This window comes from Streptomyces sp. NPDC005195, from assembly GCF_040608315.1.
GTDB classification, from domain to species: Bacteria; Actinomycetota; Actinomycetes; order Streptomycetales; family Streptomycetaceae; genus Streptomyces; species Streptomyces kaempferi.
Genome location: NZ_JBEXHZ010000075.1, coordinates 1 through 17,101, shown reverse-complemented (window position 1 = coordinate 17,101; position 17,101 = coordinate 1). Strand labels below are relative to the sequence as shown.

Sequence of the window (17,101 nt, the reverse complement as noted above, 5' to 3'; positions counted from 1 at the left end):
CCGGTGTCAATCGCCGCGGCGGTGGACTGGACACCGGTCGGGCCCCCGGCCGCGACCTGCTTACTTTGAGCTATGACAGATCTTCTGGGGGGCGCGGGGCCGAGGGACGGTGACCTGGCGTGTGCCGCGCGCACAGGCCACGCTGAGTCTCTCGGTCTCCTGCTCGCCAGACACCGGGCAGGCATGTACGCGGTCGCACTCGCCGTACTGGGTCACGGCCCGGACGCCGAGGACGCCGTACAGGAAGCGGCACTCATCGCACTGCGCCGCATCGGCGATGTACGGGACCCCCACGCCGTCGGCCCCTGGCTGCGGACAATAGCGCGCAACGTCTGCCGCGCCCGGCTCCGCGCCAGGTCGGACCTCTTGACACCCGATCCCGCGACGGCGCTGCCCGCGCGCCTGCAGGACGGTCCGCCGGACCCCGCCGAGATACTCGAACGGCATGCGATGCGGGACTGGGTCTGGACCGCATTGGAGGACCTCTCACCCCCATTGCGGCTCGTGGCGATGCTGCGCTACTTCACCTCCGCCACGTCCTACGAGGACATCGCACACCTGTGCGGCACGCCCGTCGGGACCGTGCGCAGTCGGCTCAGCCAAGCACGGAAGAAGCTGGCCGAGGCGCTGCTCGGCCTGGCAGATCAGGCACACGACGATGCCTCCTCCCTCACGACGCTGCACCGCGGAATCGCCGAGACGACCCTGACATCGGCCCGCGAAGGCCGACTCTCCTCCATCTTGCCCGAGTGGTGGTCGCCCTCCACCGAGATCTCCTGGCCGACGGGCAAGCGCACGCGCATCGACTACCTTCCCGCCTCCATGGACCGGGACTTTTCCGACGGCGTCCGCCACGAACTGCTGAACGTGGTGGCGAGCCGGGACGTGGTGATCTGGGAGGCGGCCCTGATCAGCCCGCCGGAGGATCCCTTCCACTGCCCGCCCACCGTGGTGTGGGTGCACTTCATGGAATCAGGCCGGTTCGGTCGGATCCGCCTCCACCATCCCCACGGCCGCTGAAAAAGTTCTTCCTCTTCTTCGAACTTTCCCGGCACTCGCTGCATCTTGTGGATGTGAAAGCAGCGAACCAGAGTGCCCCAGGCCGGGCACCGGCGCAGGCCGGCGCAGAAGCGCCGCGCACACTCGTCGTCGACGGGGTGCGCCAGAGCTACCGGGTCACCGGTACGGGGCCCCTATGCCTCGTGCACTCCGGCGGTCCCGGAGTACACCCCGAGTACCTCCGTATGCCCGACCTCGAAAACGGGCTGACGATGGTCTACATCGACCCTGTCGGCTCGGGTGACAGCGACCTGCTGCCCGACGGCGACTACTCGATGTCCCGCTACGCGGGCTTCGCCGCGGCGGTACTGGACGACATCGGCGCTGCGACGGCGTTCTTCCTCGGGCATTCGCACGGAGGTTTCGTCGGCCTCCAGTTCGGTCTGGACCATCCGGATCGTCTCGACGGCCTGGTCCTCTACGACACCGCACCACTGAACGGTCGCGAACTGAGAGAGACGGCGACTGTGGCGATGGAGGCCTTCGTTCGACGCTGGCCCGACCGCCCGGAAGCGGGTGAGGCCAGCCGCGTCTGGGACGCGGTCAACGAGACGGGAACACAGAGGGTCACCGATGACGACAGTTACGCCGCCTACCTGCGCGGGATCCTGCCCGCCGACTTCGCCGACCACCGAGAAACGGCGGCGCGCGGGAGCCTGGACCGACGAGGAACCTACGACTCGAACCGGCGCCCGAGCGACTGGGACGTACGCGACAGACTCGGCGCCATCAACGCACCGACGCTGGTGATCGTCGGTACCCACGACTTCATCTGCCCGCCGAAGTGGGCCCGGCAGATGTACGACGCGATGCCGGGCGCGCACCTGTGCGAGCTGAAGGGCAGCGGCCACTTCGGGCACATCGAGGAGCCGGACCGGTTCGCCACGGCCGTCCTCGACTTCGTACACGGCCGGATGACCCTGCACCGGCAGAACAACCCTGCCCGGATAGCGACCGGTTCCGATCCGCAGACCTCGAACGCCATCGACGGGAGCCGGCCGGAACAGCCGCCGATCCCTCTCACCCACCCACGACAAGAAGAAGGACGCATCATGACGTTTGACGTCTCCCACGAGACCCTCGAGAAGACCGAAGCTGAGGAAATGTACGAGTACGAGGCGGGGGTCACGGAACCGTCCCGTACAGCCTGGGGGCTGGACTCGATGAAGCTGGGCGGCGGAGTCGTGCTGGCCATGCGCGACGACCCCAGCAACTACTGGAACAAGGCCCTCGGGTTCGGCTTCGACGAGCCCGTGACGCTCGAGCTCATGGAACAGGTCATCGCGTTTTACCAGGAACGTGGCGTGCCGCGGGCCGTGCTCCAACTGGCGCCGTCGGTAATCCCCGCCGACTGGCCGGGCATGTGCGAGAAGCTCGGCCTCCAACAGGGCCACTCCATCCGCAAACTCGCCGTCGATGTCGAATCAGCCCTGCTCGCCAGTGCACGCACCCAATTGGACAACGGACTTACGGTGGGACCGGTGGAGTCTGCCGAAACCGCGGAATGGGCCGCGGTGCTGCCCCCGGCGATGGGCGTGGCCGCGCAGGGGACGCAGGAGATGGCTGCCGCCTCGGTCGGCCGAGCCGGCTGGCACACCTTCGCCGTCCGTGAGGCCGACACCATCGTCGCCATCGCGACCCTGCGTGTCGCGGGCGAGGTGGGGAACTTCTTCGCAGGCTGCACCATGCCCGATGCCCGGGGACGCGGCGCCCAGTCCGCCCTGATCGCGGCCAGAGTGCGCGCAGCCAAGGACGCGGGCTGCCAGGTCCTCATCGCCGAGACGTTCGACGAGCCGCCCGGCACGCACAACTCCTCCTACCACAACCTGTGCCGAGCCGGGTTCACCCTGCAGTACTCGCGGCGCAACTGGGACTGGAACCAAAGCGACTGACCTTTTCCCAGGTTCAGTGCGTGGGGTAGGTGAATGCTGCGTCCTGACCGCCGATGGCGATGAAGGACTATTCGGGCGAGTTCAAGGCCGATGCCGTGGCCCTGTACGAGTCCACACCCGGCGCGATCTACAAGAGCATCGCTGCTGACCTGGGTGTCAACCGGGCTACCCTGCGTGCGTGGGTGCTGCGGGACCGCGAACGCCGTGGCGTCACCGCCGCGGCTGCGAAGCCGGGCGCCCAGCCTCGGGAGGCGGTGGGGTCCGCTGATCCGGACGAGCGGGTCCGACAGTTGGAGGCCCGGGTGGCCGAGCTCGAGGCCAGTGAGCGCAAGCTCGCCACCGAGCGGGACATTGCGCCTGCCGAAAAACTCATCCGCCCAGTTCAGGCGGCATGTTGGTACTCGTGGAGGACGCCGCCAAGTCGTCGGTGTCGTCGTATGTCGAGGTGGGTGATCTGCTCTGGATCGGTGACTGGCATCGGCAAGGGGTGCAGCGGGCGGGCGTTGGCGATGCCCTGGTGAGGCCGGTGAGAGTTGTAAAAATCTTCGAACTCGCGTAGCGCGTGAAGCAGGTGCCGCTGATTCCAGATCAAGGTGCGGTCCAGCAGCTCGCACCGACAGGTCTGCACCCACCGTTCCATGATCGAGTTCATGCGTGGCATCCGCACCCCGCTCAGCACCACCTCGATCCCCGCATCGTTGAGGACGGTGTCGAACAGGGCGGGAAACTTCCCGTCCCGGTCCCGGATCAGGAACCTGGCCCGGCAGCCGGCGTCTTCGAGGTCCATGACGAGGGTTTTCGCGACCTGCGTCACCCACGTGGCGGTGGGGTACGCCGTAGTGCCGAGGATCCGGATCCGGCGGCTGGCGTGCTCGATCACCGCGAACACATACGTGCGCGCCCCCGACAGGGTGACCGTCTCCAGGAAGTCACATGCCGGCAGGGCATCAGCCTGGGAGCGCAGGAAATCCGCCCACGTGCTTGTAGAGCGTTCGGGTACCGGGTCGATCCCGGCTTCCTGGAGGATCTCCCAGACGGTGGAGGCAGCCACCGTGACGCCCAGGACGAGGAGTTCGCCGTGGATACGGTATCCCCAGTTGGGGTTCTCGCGGGGGGCCGACGACCAGAACAACCCGGCGGGCAGCCAGGCGTACTGGGAAGCGGATGACGCAAGTCTGCAAAGCGGGCGGTGGGGCACCATCCAAACCACCTGGTCCGGCGCGGGCAAGGAGAGCATCGACCTGGGCTGGGCGGTGACCGCGACGGTGGACGCCAGCAGCACGGCATTCGCGACAGCAGACTTCGGAACTTCTGGGATCAACGAGGTTCGGGAACTCGCGCCGCGCTGCGACGACATCGTCAAGGGCTCAGCACCCGGTTGCGTACTCCCGTACTTCAAGACGGAGTGGACCCTGGACACCAACCGGTACTCAGCTGCCGGCGCCTACTACTGGTACTTGCAGCAGGTGATGCCCGACCATGCCGGCTCGAAGCGGTGGGACTCACTCATGCACTATCTGGGCCCTGACACTCTGGTGAAGAACAGCGTCGGCGGTACATGGACGTCGGACAACAGCCGGACCCGCGTGTGCGACAGCACCTGGAGTGTGCACCCGTCTGATGCGTCGGTGGGATCAGTCGACTGTGACGAGTACGCGATGGCCTCGACGCACGAGTCCGGCGGCTACCCCAAGAGCGTGAACCTGGTGACCTCGGGCAGCAAGTGCGCCCAACTTCTCACCGACAAGATGGGAGATGGTTCGGCGAACTTCGGACTCCTCGCCGACACCCGCACAGCGACGAACGGACCGAGTGGCACGGAACGGTGCGGACGCGCAGCGATCCCGAGCGTGCAGAACCAGCAGGCTTTCACCGGGTTCCCGGCCCCGTCTTGGCGGATGCTGGACGGCGACGGATTCTTCGTGACCCTCCCCGGGTTCGAGCACTGCACGTCGACCACGACCACCTGCACCTGGGTCAAGATCGGCTGAGTCAGCAGCAGGGCCGTCACGCAGAACAGGAGGGGGCCAGCCTGCAAGGCCGGCCCCCCTTCCCGCGTGCGGTCAGCTGCCGGCCAAGGGCTGCCACTGGTCTTCCTGTGCGGCGTCGAGCCGGCTGCCCCACACCAGTGCTTCACCGACCCGGCCAGGCTTGTCGCGCGTTGCCAGGTCAGGGAATTCGAGCATGTCGGCGACGTCTTCCAGATAGGAGACCAGCGTGTCGAGTTCGTCGTCAGGGCCCTCGTTATAGCGGGACCACCGGCCCAGATAGCCCGTCGAGGAGTCCAGGTACAGGCCCGAGGTGCGGTCAGCCGGGCCGAGCGCGGCAACTGGGATCCAGGCTGCCTTCCACACCGTGATCCGGTCGTATTCGCCACGGCCTGCGTTCAAGGTGTCCTGGTGAGCCTGAGACTCCATCTGCTGCCGGTAGAGAGCAGCTACGGCGTCCAGTGTCATCAGGACGTGGTTACCGGGGAGACATCCCATACCGTCGACCCCGTCGTCGCCTGCTGTCAACGACCACAAAGTGCGCAGGCTGGCGGGAGCCTCGATGCCGAGATCGTGCTCCAGGGCATCGATGGCGGCAGTGCTCGCGCCGGGTCGCAGAGCAGAGTAGGAGTCGACGGTGTTGTGCTGGAGCCAGTGTGTGATGCGCTGCCACGCGTCGGCGATTTCCCTTTCGGCGAGCACGTGGGTTGCAGGGGTTGCAACAGGGTCCTGGTCTCGGGCACTTGAGGCAGACCCGGTGGGGTGGGAAAGGCGTATGTACCGGATCGCGATCCGGTCCGGCTCGCGGATGTATCCGATGGTCAGGGCAGGGCAGTCTTCGAACAGGTCGCCGTCAATAGTGACGGAAAGGATGCCGGGTAAATTCGAGGGCTGGCCCATGTCTGGGTAGTCGGCGAGCTGGCCGGCCATGACCTTGAGGGCGTAGGAGACGCCGGCCCCGAGCCGGGCGGCGGTGTCACGTACGTCCGCGGGGATTTCGACGTCCACAGCCGGATGCTCCTTGCTGATCGGATGAGGAACGGTGTCCCTCACACGCTAGTACCTGCGCACTCACTGCCGGTCGGGTGCGTGCGTTCTACGTCGGACGCCTGATCAACAAGCTGGAGGCCAGGCGCGGCATCGCTATCAGGGAGTACAGGTCGTGGAACCCCCAGCGTACGAAGCGGTGTGGCTCGGGCAGAGCCAGTTCACCGGCCCAGCGGGAGACGCGGACCACGGCGGTGACGCGGCGTACGTCCAGCCGGTCGTCGTGGAGCACAGTGATGCCGTGAGCGTCGTCGTCCACACGCGCCGTCAGCCCAGTCTCCTCGTTCAGCTCCCGCACGGCGGCCGCTGGCACATCCTCGCCCGTCTCGATGCGGCCGCCGGGAGAAGCGCGCAGGTTCCCAGATTCCTGAACGCTGGCAGGCCGGAACCTGCGTGTCAGTTGATGGCTGCGGCGGTCCCGCGTACGGGTTCCGGCGAAGCTGACGGGATCTGATTTTCCGAGCGTTTGCCGTGCCGCGTCTGACTGGCTAACCGGCAGGCCAATGTGGGTTCGGCGTGCCGTCATCGCTCATGTGTGCCCGTTGCCAGATTTCGTTCCAGTTGAACGGGGTCTCCGGCACGAACCGGTGCCGCTGCCCGCACGGACATGGCGCCAGCGCCCGCGCGCACCCACGGCACAGCTCGACCCAACCGTGCCCGGTCGAGCTCAGCACTCGTGGTCCCTCATCCCCGCAAGCCGGGCAGCCGGGCGGCTCGGCACCGTCCAAAATCGCGTTCTGCCGCCGGACGTACTCGGACAGTCGCAGCGACGGGTGGCGAAACGGGTCTTCGAACCAGACACGGTCGGGGCTTTCCCACCAGCTCCGCAGCCACCACGGCCGAGGGTTCGGTACAGCCCGCCGCCCAGCCTGCTTCTCCGCCCGGCGCTGTGCGGCGTACTCGTCTGCCCGCACGAGCCATAGCACCCTCGCCTCGTGCAGTTCCTCCACCGCCCGCGCCAGCGCGTCCGGGTCCGCCTCCAACCGACGGGGGATCGCGGCGCTGATCGTGAGGTGGTGGTATGTCGCCCGCAAACCGTAAGGAGCAAAAACGGTGAGGCACGTGCGCAACGCGCTGTGCCGCCGGTGGAGGGGGAGCCGGGCGTCGTGCACGTGCGCTCGGTGGGTCAGGAAGCTGGTCATGGTGTAGGCGCCAGGTCCAGTGCCCGTGCCAGGGCGGCAGTGACGGCGGCAGCGTGTGCCGGCAGGCGTTGTTCAGCCCAGGTTTCGGCAAGGCTGAGGAAGCCTTGCCGAATCCTGCTGGGCGCCGGTGACGAGCGTCCGTATCTGCGCGGCTCTCGCGCAGGGTCACGGGCCGATCCAGCCACGGGCCAGGGTCGCCCTGCGCACGGGCGAGGTCCGCCGGCTCCCGCGCCCGGCCCAGGCGCCCGGCCCGGAGGACGTGGCATGGCTTCCGAGGTCTCCGACAGGTGGGGCCACGGCTGGGTGGCCTGGTGGCAGGCCGGTCGTCGGTCACGCCGGGCCACTCGCCTCCTCGTCGGTGTGCGCCCTGCACCGGTCGGGGAGCGCGGATCGATCACACACCATGCGGCCGTCGGGCGGGTTTCGCGCGCGTAGCGCGTGAGACCCGCCACAATCCACCCACTAAAGGAGACTAATGCGCAAAAATGCCCACCAGGTCTGATTGTCCTCTTGTCAATCAGCCGAGGGATTCAACTGACCAGCGGGATGGGAGTAGCGCTTGATCACCGCAGGGAAGCGACGCACCGGGGTGATGGCTTTGGCCGGCGCACTCGCACTTACGGCGCTGGCCGGTACCAGCTACGCCGCCACCGGCGACACCGGGGCTCACCCGAAAACGCAGGCACAGGCCAATCAAGCGGACACCCAGGACGTTTCCGACGCCCGAATAAAGATCACGCCTGGTGGGGCCCACGGCATCGGAATCAACGACCCCGTGAACGTCACCGTCAGCGACGGCATGCTCACCAAGGTGACCATGACCGCCGTCGCGACTGGCACCGAGGTTCCAGGCACCCTGTCCGCGGACGGCACGTCCTGGAAGCCGAACGGCCCACTGGAAAAAGCCACCCGATATCAGGTCGCCGCGGAAGCCGAGGACGCGAAGGGCCGCGCCGCCTCCGGAAACGCCGCGATCTCCACAGACTCCCCGGCCAACGACTTCCTCGGGCACCTTTCACCCGAGAACGGCTCGACCGTCGGTGTGGGTATGCCCGTGACCTTCAACTTCGACAAGGCGATCGGCGACAAGGCCGCCGTCAAGTCGACGATCCAGGTCAGCTCCAGCAGCGGCGAGCAGATCGTCGGTCACTGGCTCAACAACAGCCGGCTGGACTTCCGCCCCGAGCACTACTGGAAGCCCGGCTCCACCGTCACCGTCAAGATGAGCCTCGACGGCGTCCAGGAGACGGCCGCGTTCAAGATCGGCCGGAGCCAGATCAGCACCGTCGACGCCAAAACGAAGCAGATGTCCGTCATGCGGGACGGCAAGACGATCAAGACCATCCCTATCTCGTCCGGCAGCGCCGAGCACCCGACGTACAACGGCCAGATGGTCATCTCCGAGAAGTACCGGCAGATCCACATGAACGCTGCGACTGTCGGCCTCACGGAGAAGAACGGCAAGCCCTCATACGACATCGAAGCCGTGCCGCACGCCATGCGCCTGACCGCCTCGGGCACGTTCATCCACGGCAACTACTGGGGAGGCGACGCGGTCTTCGGCAAGGTCAACACCAGCCACGGCTGCGTCGGCCTGAAGGACGTCAGGGACACAGGCGAAGGCAAGCAGCCCGCCGCATGGTTCTTCGACAACTCGATGACCGGTGACGTCGTGATCGTCAAGAACTCCGCGGACAAGGCCACCCTGGCCCCGGACAACGGCCTCAGCGACTGGAACATGCCGTGGAGTCAGTGGGTCGGCCCCTTCCAGCCGTCCACAGGGTGACAGCTTCTTCGGGCCGTCCTTCATGCAGTTCGGTCTCGGCCTGGTCATGCAGAGCAAGGGCCTATCCGCGGACGTGGCGGGAGTGTGGCAGCCGGCCCGTGGGTCTTCCATCAATGCCGTGCGGGCCAGGCCGCGCCATTGATCGAAGGCGTCGCCTTCGGGAAAAAGGTGAGCGAGGCGTCGTCGGATCAGGTCCATGGTCCGGGGGATGTCCAACTCCGGCGCGATCTCGTTCGTTGCGGTCCGCTGGCCACCAGAGCGTGTAGATATCGGCGCCGGAAGAAGTGCTGTGCCAGGAGCAGCAGCGGAAACAGAAGCCGCCATGGGCCGTGTGGCGCGGCTCGGGTCAGGGAGCGAATGGTCAGTTCGACCGTACCGTCGAGAGAGCGGTGCACGATGAACGCCTCTTCGCCGCAGACTGGATGGCCGGGCAGAGTCCCGTAGGCGAAGCCGCAGCGGTCCGGCGAGTCGACCACAGCGACGACCCGTACGGGCTCCCGGACTGCGAACGGGCCGAAGGTCGCAGTGATGCGGTATTCGGCTCCTGAAGCAACCTGCTCCCCGGCACCGTCACGGCCCGTCACGGTGAAGCCGCTTCGCCGCTTGACACCCCAACGCAGAACCGCGTTCGTCGCGGCGCGCCAATCGGGGTCCCCGCGCCCGATGACCACGGTGCGGGAAAAGGGCCGCAAGCCCGTCCCTACCGTTGACCATTGCTCCTCTGAGGGGTGCGTCGCTCCTACAGCGTCGTACGTAAGCGCATGAGCCGAAGGACTGCTGGACCTGCGGTGAGGCATGAGACTCCCTTCGAATGCCGAAGCGCAATCGCTCTGGGACGTGCCTTACGTCATGAGCTGACCGTGCCATGCCCGCACTGTAGCTTCGCCCCGTGCGCGCGCTGTTCGGTGGTCTGTTTCTCGATCAGGGCGATGCGTTCGGCCGCCGGCAGATCCCCAATGTTGGTCCGTCGACCTGGGCAGCTTCGCGGTTCGCTCCGGGTAGGCGGTGCCGACATAGCGCACGGCGGTCTGTTCGGTGATGCCGAAGAGCCTCATGAACTTGCGGGTCGCCGGTGGCGAAGGCCTCGTCGAGAATCCGGTCTTGGCGCAGCCTGTCGAGGGTGGGTCCGTTGGGTAGGACGCCCAGGCCGAGGGTGACCCTGTGCACGGCCGGGTGGTCCGGGTCGAGGACGGTTTTCTGGCTGACCAGCAGGTGTGGGAGATCCGTGAGATGTCCCAGTCGAAGCCGAAGAAGAAGACCGCGGCCGCGAAGAAGGCTCCCGCCAAGAAGGCAGCAAGGATGACTGCGGCTTCGACGGCGAAGACGCCGGCTCGGCGGCAACGCGGCGCCTGACCCGCTGCACCGGCGTCCAGGACGTACTGTCCACGAGGAGCCTCAGCGCACGTACCGCCTTCGGGTGTCGTGTATCGCTCCCGGAAGCGCAGCGCGCGGATTTCCGCCTCTGGCTGCTCCGCGAGGCGGCACGGGCCGCCGCGCCGGAAAACCCACCGTGTCACGCCTCCAGGCGGCCACCGGTATCCGCACGGACATCATCCACCAGCTCGAGGGCGATGAAGCCGATGGTGTCCTGCTATTGCTGCCAGATGCCGAAACCACCGAGCGCTGGGCCACCGCGCTACCAGCCACCGACAAGGTCCTACGTGTCTACGTCGCCATCACCCGCGCCCGCCGCCCTACTACAAGCCTCCGTTCGATACTTTCCGTCCGTCGCGGACGTTGGGTCGCGACCGGCCAGGGAGCGGTGGCCACGCTGCTGTGTTTGCGGACCGGATTGGGTGGCGAGGAGGTGGACGAGTCCGCCGGCGCATCAGGGCAGTTCGATCGGTCCGTAGCGCGCGTGCGGCTCCTGCCGCATCAGCGCGTCGTATCGGTCCGCTGCCGAGTAGTGCCAGAACTCGGTTCCGTAGTTTGTAAAACCCGCGCTTTCCATGGCGTTGAGCAGCAGCCGGCGATGGTGGCGCGCGTGATCGCTGAGGTTTGGAGCGTGTGTGAAGCAGGCTCCGTCGCTCTCCTCCGGGGAGGCGTTGACGCGGGTGCCGAGGTCGAGTTCGTGGCCGTCCTGGTCAACAAGGGTCACATCCACGGCCGCGCCCGCGGAGTGCGGCGCGATCTCCGGCGGCGACACGTATCGGCTGGCGGCCTGGTGCAGCTGCTCCGCTGTCCAGCCTGGCTGAGCATTGGCCAGTTCGTTCCGGTAGTCGGTGAAGTAGCGCTGTTGGAGGGCCAACGGCCGGTAGCCCTCGATGAACAGCAGGTCGGTGCCGGCGGGCAGGAGCGAGCGAGCGTGTTGCAGCTGGGCCAGGACGCCTTCGCGGACGTGGGCGAATGAGCCCTGCGGATCTTGCTTGCGGGGATCGATACGGAAGGCGTGGTCACGGACGTCGACGAGCGGTTCCCCGCACTCGCGTATCGGAATCGCGGCGACCTGAGGATCGGACATCAACACCAGAGGGTTCATCGAGTCTCCCTGGGAAGGCTTGTACGGCGGTGGCGGGGCAGGGGAGATAGAGGCCAGCTCGGTCTCGCGCAGGATGCGCGCGATGGTGGTCTGCAGTGTGCTGTCGGCCGGGATCACGGTCTCCAGACCGCCGGGCAGCAGATCCAGCTCGCGGTACCAGGAGGCGAGGTGGTCGTCGGTGACTTGCGCCAGGTACGCGGCATCCGCCTTCGACGCGTGCCGGGCCAGCGACGCCTCCAGCGGCACGTTCAGGTAGTAGCAGCTGGAGACGCCGCGGTGGTCGCGTACCAGAGACGTGATCATGTGGCTGTAGCGGTCGGCATACAGGATCCCGTCGAGCACGACGTGGAAGCCGGCGTCCAGGGCTTCGCGCGCGATGCTGCCCAGCAGGGCGATGTTGGCGCCGCGGGCGGTGTCGTGTTCCCTGAGCACGTTCCGGCGGATCACGTCCTGGCCGACGATCGCGATACCGCGGCCGTAGTGATCCCGCAGCCCTTGGGCCACGCTTGACTTGCCTGACGCCGAGTTGCCGCGGATCACCACGAGGCGGGTGTCCGCACGGCCGGTCGCAAGTGCAGCGGAGGAGCGGCGGCGTGCGCCGCTGGGTGTGTCGGTCATGCGGGCCATCCCGTCTCGCTGTACAGCTCACGGTTCTGGATCTTTGCGATGGCCACCCGGGTGTAGGGGACGAGGTCGTCGGGGAGCGCGGCAGGGTCCCAGAATTTCCACTGGGTGCACTTGTCCAGGGCGGCGAGGACGCCCGTTCCGGTCCGGCACACCAGTAGTCCGATGGTTGCGCCGCGGTCCACACGCCATGCCATCCGCACGGAACGCAGCACGAGCGCAGGCAGCCGCCGCGCCATCGTGCGGGTAGTTAAGAGCGATCCTCCCTGCAGCCGTGACCTGTCTCGGAAGAGGAACTCCTCTTCTCGAACACCAGCCTTGTCAGGGTCGTCGTCGGCTGTGATGTCGTTCGGTGGCTGGGACGGGTGTGGCGGTGTGATAGCCGAGGTCATCGTTCCTCCTGAGAGGTCATTGCGAAGGCGTCGTGAGAACCAACGACCTGTCGGCAATTTCGAGCGCACGTCTTTTGGTCGCGCGCGGGAGCCAGTGAGCGCAGGCGTGAGACGGCTCTGCAGGGCCGCCGTCTCAGGTCCTGCTTGGGACAGCAGGAGACCCGACATGGCCGAAACGCCGACACTGCCTCGTAGAGAGACGGGCCAGCAGGGAAGCGGGGGTCAGCGCTCGGGCTTCGGGGGCCGTTGCATCAGCGCGGCGGCGGCCTCGCCGAGGGTGACCTTGTCGTGGAGCAGGGCGGAGATCACTTCGGTGATCGGCATCTCGACGTCGTGGACCCGGGCCAGGGAGAGGACGGCTTCGGCGGACTTGACGCCCTCGGTGGTCTGCCGGGTGGCGGCGGCTGCTTCTTCAACGCTGAGGCCGTGGCCGAGGTGGGTGCCGAAGGTGCGGTTGCGGGAGAGCGGTGAGGTGCAGGTGGCCACCAGGTCTCCTACACCGGACAGGCCGGCGAGGGTGGCCGGGTCGGCGCCCATCGCGGTGGCCAGCCGGGTGGCTTCGGCAAGACCGCGGGTGATGAGCATGGCCGTGGCGTTGTCTCCCAGGCCCATGCCGGAGGCGATCCCCGCCGCGAGGGCGATGACGTTTTTCACGGCGCCGCCGAGCTCGCAGCCGATCACGTCGGTGCTGGTGTAGGGCCGGAAGTAGGAGGTGCGGCACGCTTGCTGGAAGCGGAAGGCCGCGGTCTCGTCGGGGCAGGCGACGGTTGCGGCGGCGGGCTGACCGGCCATGACCTCCGCTGCCAGGTTCGGCCCAGACAAAACCGCTACCCGTTCCGCGTGTACGCCGGTCACCTTGCTGATGACCTGGCTCGCCCGCAGCCCGCTGCCGACCTCGATGCCCTTCATCAGCGACACGATCACCGTGTCCGGACCGATGTGCGGCGCCCATACCGCGAGACTCTCGCGCAGGGACTGCGCGGGGATGGACAGGACCAGGAAGTCCGCGCCGTCCAGCGCGGCAGCCGGGTCAGTGGTGGCGCTCACGGTGGGTGACAGTTGAACGTCGGAGAAGTACCGGGGATTGCGATGCCTTGTGTTGATGGCGTCGGCGATCTCGCCGCGGCGGGCATGCATGGTCACGTTGGTGCCGGCGTCGCCGAGGACCTTTCCCAGCGCGGTGCCCCAGGAGCCAGCCGAGAACACCGCTGCGCGGGTGCAGAATTGAATCACCGCGAGGCCTCTCGTCTGACGGGGGCCTGCCGTCAGGGCGGTGGTCGGCCCGGACATGCTATCGGCCACTTGGACCTGCCGGCCGCTTCCGAGCTCTGGCGTTCCTGGCGCAGGCGGAGTTGGTGGCCGGGTCCGTCGGGTACCACGTAGGCATGGTGATCGTCCTGGTCATTGTCTCGAGCAGCCAGCAGGGAAGATCTCGGCTCTGGGTGATTCACGCGACGTCTTCGGCTGCGAGGACGATACGGGCCCGTGCGAGGTCGACGTCGACTATCTGCACGGAAATGTCCTGGCCCTCGCGGGCGCTTTTCGCAGGGTCGGTTATCGGCTCGGTGAGTGGTACAAGTCCTTCGAGGCAGTCGGCAACGCGCACGAAGAATCCTAGCGGCCCGACCTTGGTGACCCGTCCGATGACGATATGTCCGACGCGTTCCGTGAATCGTGGGAGCGGGTCTTCGTGTTGAGTCCACTCGTGGAGTGAGACGCCCACCTCTTGAACGTGCTCGACGTGCGCGAACACCATGCCGTTGATGGACTGTCCTATGGTCGGCAGTTCCATGCACCGGGGCATGCGACCGGCTCTGGCCAGACCCACGGCGTCAGGGTGGCCGTCGATGGCGATCAGGGCGCCGTAAGGCCGTCTGCAGATGACCCGTCCGGTGATCGAAGAGCCGACAGGTAAAGAGCGAACTGTCGCAGGCCATGCAGCGGCGGCGTGAGCTATCCGGCACGTGCCATTCTCGGACGGCCAGGAGCAGGCGCAGGTGTGCTGACCAGGGCAGGTGCAGTCTGCTTCTTGGGGAGTTCCGTGATGTTGGTTGCATGAAACAATGCCGACCGTTTCAGGGTCGCTCGACGCGTGCTGCGGAATGCGTGCTGAGCCCTGCCAAACGCCGACACAGGTGGTGAGGTCTTCTGAGAGATAGATGTGGAACCGGCGAGGGGGATCGACGATTTGCGCCGTGTACACCCGTACGTCGCCGGCGTCATCGAGCCTGTCTACGGCTTGGGCGAGGCTTTCCAGTGTCATGCGACGAGGCAAGGTGGCACGGGCCTGCTGAGTCCGCAGTTCTACCATGACGTCCAGGCGCGAGGACCAGATGGCACGGATATCGCGGGCAGAGACTATTTGCGAGTAGATTTTCCATTCTCCGCCTGCCAGCAGAGCGTCGAGCGCTACCGGCCCACTGATGCCGTCGTCTTGGGCAAGGGCGGAACGCAGGATGGCGAAGGTCATGAACCCGATTCTGCCTGCCCGCCTGCTGACAGCGCAGCCTGGTCGTCAGAAGCCTTCGTACACCCGTTGACCCGGGCGTCCTTCGGATACGCGACCTCAATCCCGTCTGATGGAGCGGCCTGGGGTGCGGGCGGCGAGTTTTCGGGTGCGGTGGTGTCGGACGAGGCTGGTGTCGGGCCTGGCATCCGCCGCGTGCGCGCGGTGGGGAGGATACGAAGTCGAGCGGAGGGACGAGTGCAGACAGGTCCCGGCGATGGGGGCGGGCCGCATGATCTTTTTGGCCGGGCCGGATGCGCGACGACATCGTCCGAAGCATCAGAATCAACTGGCACGAACGGCAGGCCACTTGTCCGTCGGGCCAGGCCAGCCGCTACTGGACAGTCGGCCTCGACAACAACGGCCGCGACGCGATCAGAATCCGCTTCGCGACCACGACCTGCTCCCCCTGCCCCGTCCGTGACCAGTGCACCCGCTCCACCCAGTACGGCCGGCAGCTCACCGTCCGGCCTGAAGGACAAGACGCCCTGCTCGAACGCGTCCGCGCCGAGCAGACCACCAAGGTGTGGAAGGAACGCTACGCCGCCAGAGCCGGTATCGAGGGAACCATCCACCAAGCCGTCGCCGTCGGCGGCATGCGCCGCACCCCGCTATCGCGGCCTGGCCAAGACACACCTCAGCCATGTTCTGACAGCCGCTGCAGTCAACTTGATCCGGCTCGACGCCTGGTGGCACGGCACCCCACTCGCCCAGACCAGAACTTCCCAGCTTGCGGCCCTCGAACTCAGTGCATGAACCAATTGGGCAACAGGGTCATCGAGGGCTGGTACAACTTGCACCGTCTGCACAGCAGCCTCGGCTACCGCAGCCCCGCCGAATACGAGACCACACTCGCAGCCTAATGGGAGCAACGGAGTCGGGGAATGCTCGGTTCCGTAGCCGCCAGCAGGTGAGCACTTTCGCAGCCGGAAGCACTGACTTCTGTGGTCAGACCGTGCCCCTGCTGGTCGGCCGGGAGGCCCGACCGCTGATGGGGTGGCGTGCCCGCCCCACGGGGCGTGAGCACTGGATCCATTAGGCCGCGTGCCGTGCCTTCCGCAGGCTGCACCGATGTGTCGAGTAGGGGAGGGTCTGTTGCTACTGATCGGCGATGACTGGGCCGAGGACCACGTGCGCCACGAGGCGCTTGAAGTCGGGCGGGGGTGAGAGACCTTCGACTCCTGGCCGTCGCAGCGGTCGGGTGAAGCTGAGGGCAGCCTGATCCGGGAGACGCCGGGGAGGGTGGGAGCAGCCCTGACAACGTCGGGACGTGCCAGTACTGCCGGATGGCGCGGGTCCGGTCAGCGAGACGGGAAGGTGTACGAGAGGAACCAGTGTCCGACGCCCCTTAACGGCCCACCAGCTCAAATCTGGCAGATATGGGCTGGTCGCGGTGCATACCTGCTTCTTGTGCGAGAGCGGGTAACTCCTGGACGCCATGTGATCAACGGCCAGGAGGCCACGGTGAATGTCTGCGGCGTAGCCGTGGCGAAGCCGCAGGGGTAGAGCTGGGCGCCTCACCCGTCGATCGACTCTCAAGTGAACGTGGGAACCGTCCGGTGTCGTCCTCGCCCCGTGCAGCCAGCACGGCGGAAGGACAGGCGCGTCGTCTGCTGTTGGCACCGGGCGGGGCGGAGGCTCCGTAGTAGTCCGAGGCCGGGAAAGCCGGCCGCATGGCCAAGGGAGCCAGCAAGTCAGTAGTGGAAGTACTGGAAGACCGGGAGGACACTGGTGAATACGAGTGATCTGCCGCTCGGCTCGTTCCGGGGCGAGCGACGGGTACTGGAGATCCAGACCAAGCTGCACCGTTGGGCGAACGACGATCCTCATCGTCGGTTCGACGATCTTTACAACCTCGTCTGCGATCCTGCGTTCCTGGCCATGGCCTGGGAGCGGGTTGCGGGAAACAAGGGCGCACGCTCGGCCGGAGTCGATGGGATGACCGTCGCCTTCGTCCGGGAACGGATCGGCGAGGCTCAGTTCCTCGTCGAGCTGCGGGAACAGTTGAAGTCCCGCAGTTTCCGTCCGGTGCCGGTCAAGGAACGGATGATCCCCAAGCCGGGGTCGCGCAAGCGGCGGCGTCTTGGGATTCCTTCTGTGGCCGATCGGGTGGTCCAGGCGGCCTTGAAGCTGGTGCTGGAGCCGATTTTCGAGGCGGACTTTGCGCCGTGCTCGTACGGCTTCCG

General features: G+C 66.8%; 14 protein-coding genes and 3 pseudogenes. 8 read left to right on the top strand and 9 right to left on the bottom strand.

The genetic code is table 11. The features are described 5' to 3' along the window. Window positions 1-72: 72 nt before the first annotated feature. The 3 genes from ABZV34_RS33855 to ABZV34_RS33845 are packed head-to-tail and all read left to right on the top strand — an operon-like array spanning window position 73 to window position 3,472. Window positions 73-1,020, top strand: coding sequence for a sigma-70 family RNA polymerase sigma factor (locus ABZV34_RS33855; protein ID WP_356285343.1), 948 nt, complete (start codon window positions 73-75; stop codon window positions 1,018-1,020). Then, window positions 954-2,951: an alpha/beta fold hydrolase gene (locus ABZV34_RS33850; RefSeq protein WP_356285340.1), complete on the top strand. Its 1,998-nt coding sequence runs from the start codon at window positions 954-956 to the stop codon at window positions 2,949-2,951. The genes ABZV34_RS33855 and ABZV34_RS33850 overlap by 67 nt, the downstream gene beginning before the upstream one ends. Before the next feature lie 53 nt (window positions 2,952-3,004). After that, a complete protein-coding gene (locus ABZV34_RS33845) occupies window positions 3,005-3,472 on the top strand; it encodes a transposase (RefSeq protein ID WP_356285337.1) in 468 nt (155 codons plus the stop codon). Here the strand turns inward: ABZV34_RS33845 and ABZV34_RS33840 are convergent. Beyond that, window positions 3,457-3,738, bottom strand: a pseudogene (locus tag ABZV34_RS33840) (integrase core domain-containing protein); the annotation flags it as partial. The gene ABZV34_RS33845 and the pseudogene ABZV34_RS33840 sit on opposite strands and share 16 nt — an antisense overlap. Before the next feature lie 310 nt (window positions 3,739-4,048). On the opposite strand from ABZV34_RS33840, the gene ABZV34_RS33835 reads away from it, so the two are divergent. Beyond that, entirely contained in the window at window positions 4,049-4,942 is an 894-nt protein-coding gene (locus tag ABZV34_RS33835) for a hypothetical protein (RefSeq protein WP_356285334.1), read from the top strand. A gap of 72 nt (window positions 4,943-5,014) precedes the next feature. On the opposite strand, the gene ABZV34_RS33830 is transcribed toward ABZV34_RS33835, so the two are convergent. The 3 genes from ABZV34_RS33830 to ABZV34_RS33820 form a co-directional block, all read right to left on the bottom strand. Then, complete coding sequence (locus ABZV34_RS33830; RefSeq protein ID WP_356285331.1) at window positions 5,015-5,947, bottom strand: hypothetical protein; 933 nt, start codon at window positions 5,945-5,947, stop codon at window positions 5,015-5,017. Between the two features lie 88 nt (window positions 5,948-6,035). After that, entirely contained in the window at window positions 6,036-6,512 is a 477-nt protein-coding gene (locus ABZV34_RS33825; protein WP_356285328.1) for an NUDIX hydrolase, read from the bottom strand. Beyond that, window positions 6,475-7,128: a hypothetical protein gene (locus ABZV34_RS33820; RefSeq protein ID WP_356285325.1), complete on the bottom strand. Its 654-nt coding sequence runs from the start codon at window positions 7,126-7,128 to the stop codon at window positions 6,475-6,477. Before ABZV34_RS33820 ends, ABZV34_RS33825 begins: the two co-directional genes overlap by 38 nt. 559 nt (window positions 7,129-7,687) lie before the next feature. Here ABZV34_RS33820 and ABZV34_RS33815 point away from each other — a divergent pair. Beyond that, on the top strand, window positions 7,688-8,914 hold the full coding sequence (locus ABZV34_RS33815; RefSeq protein ID WP_356285323.1) for an Ig-like domain-containing protein: 1,227 nt from the start codon (window positions 7,688-7,690) through the stop codon (window positions 8,912-8,914). A gap of 188 nt (window positions 8,915-9,102) precedes the next feature. On the opposite strand, the gene ABZV34_RS33810 is transcribed toward ABZV34_RS33815, so the two are convergent. Next, entirely contained in the window at window positions 9,103-9,711 is a 609-nt protein-coding gene (locus ABZV34_RS33810; protein ID WP_356285320.1) for a DUF1990 domain-containing protein, read from the bottom strand. A gap of 364 nt (window positions 9,712-10,075) precedes the next feature. On the opposite strand from ABZV34_RS33810, the gene ABZV34_RS33805 reads away from it, so the two are divergent. Further along, window positions 10,076-10,267 carry a hypothetical protein gene (locus tag ABZV34_RS33805; RefSeq protein WP_356285317.1) on the top strand — a complete coding sequence of 64 codons (192 nt, stop codon included), beginning with the start codon at window positions 10,076-10,078 and terminating at the stop codon, window positions 10,265-10,267. 475 nt (window positions 10,268-10,742) lie between these two features. Here the strand turns inward: ABZV34_RS33805 and ABZV34_RS33800 are convergent, their stop codons facing one another. The 4 genes and pseudogenes from ABZV34_RS33800 to ABZV34_RS33785 all read right to left on the bottom strand — a co-directional run bounded on the left by ABZV34_RS33800 (window position 10,743) and on the right by ABZV34_RS33785 (window position 14,879). Beyond that, window positions 10,743-12,020: a M15 family metallopeptidase gene (locus ABZV34_RS33800; protein ID WP_356285314.1), complete on the bottom strand. Its 1,278-nt coding sequence runs from the start codon at window positions 12,018-12,020 to the stop codon at window positions 10,743-10,745. 116 nt (window positions 12,021-12,136) lie between these two features. Further along, window positions 12,137-12,409, bottom strand: a pseudogene (locus ABZV34_RS33795) (ABC transporter); the annotation flags it as partial. A 222-nt stretch (window positions 12,410-12,631) separates the two neighbouring features. Beyond that, window positions 12,632-13,642 (bottom strand): NAD(P)H-dependent glycerol-3-phosphate dehydrogenase, encoded by a 1,011-nt coding sequence (locus ABZV34_RS33790; RefSeq protein ID WP_356285311.1) that lies wholly within the window; start codon window positions 13,640-13,642, stop codon window positions 12,632-12,634. A 214-nt stretch (window positions 13,643-13,856) separates the two neighbouring features. Beyond that, complete coding sequence (locus tag ABZV34_RS33785; protein WP_356285308.1) at window positions 13,857-14,879, bottom strand: S1 RNA-binding domain-containing protein; 1,023 nt, start codon at window positions 14,877-14,879, stop codon at window positions 13,857-13,859. 290 nt (window positions 14,880-15,169) lie between these two features. Between ABZV34_RS33785 and ABZV34_RS33780 the strand changes: the two genes are divergently transcribed. Further along, window positions 15,170-15,778 carry a transposase gene (locus ABZV34_RS33780; RefSeq protein WP_356285305.1) on the top strand — a complete coding sequence of 203 codons (609 nt, stop codon included), beginning with the start codon at window positions 15,170-15,172 and terminating at the stop codon, window positions 15,776-15,778. Between the two features lie 868 nt (window positions 15,779-16,646). Continuing rightward, window positions 16,647-17,101 (top strand): annotated as a pseudogene (locus tag ABZV34_RS33775) (group II intron reverse transcriptase/maturase); the annotation flags it as partial.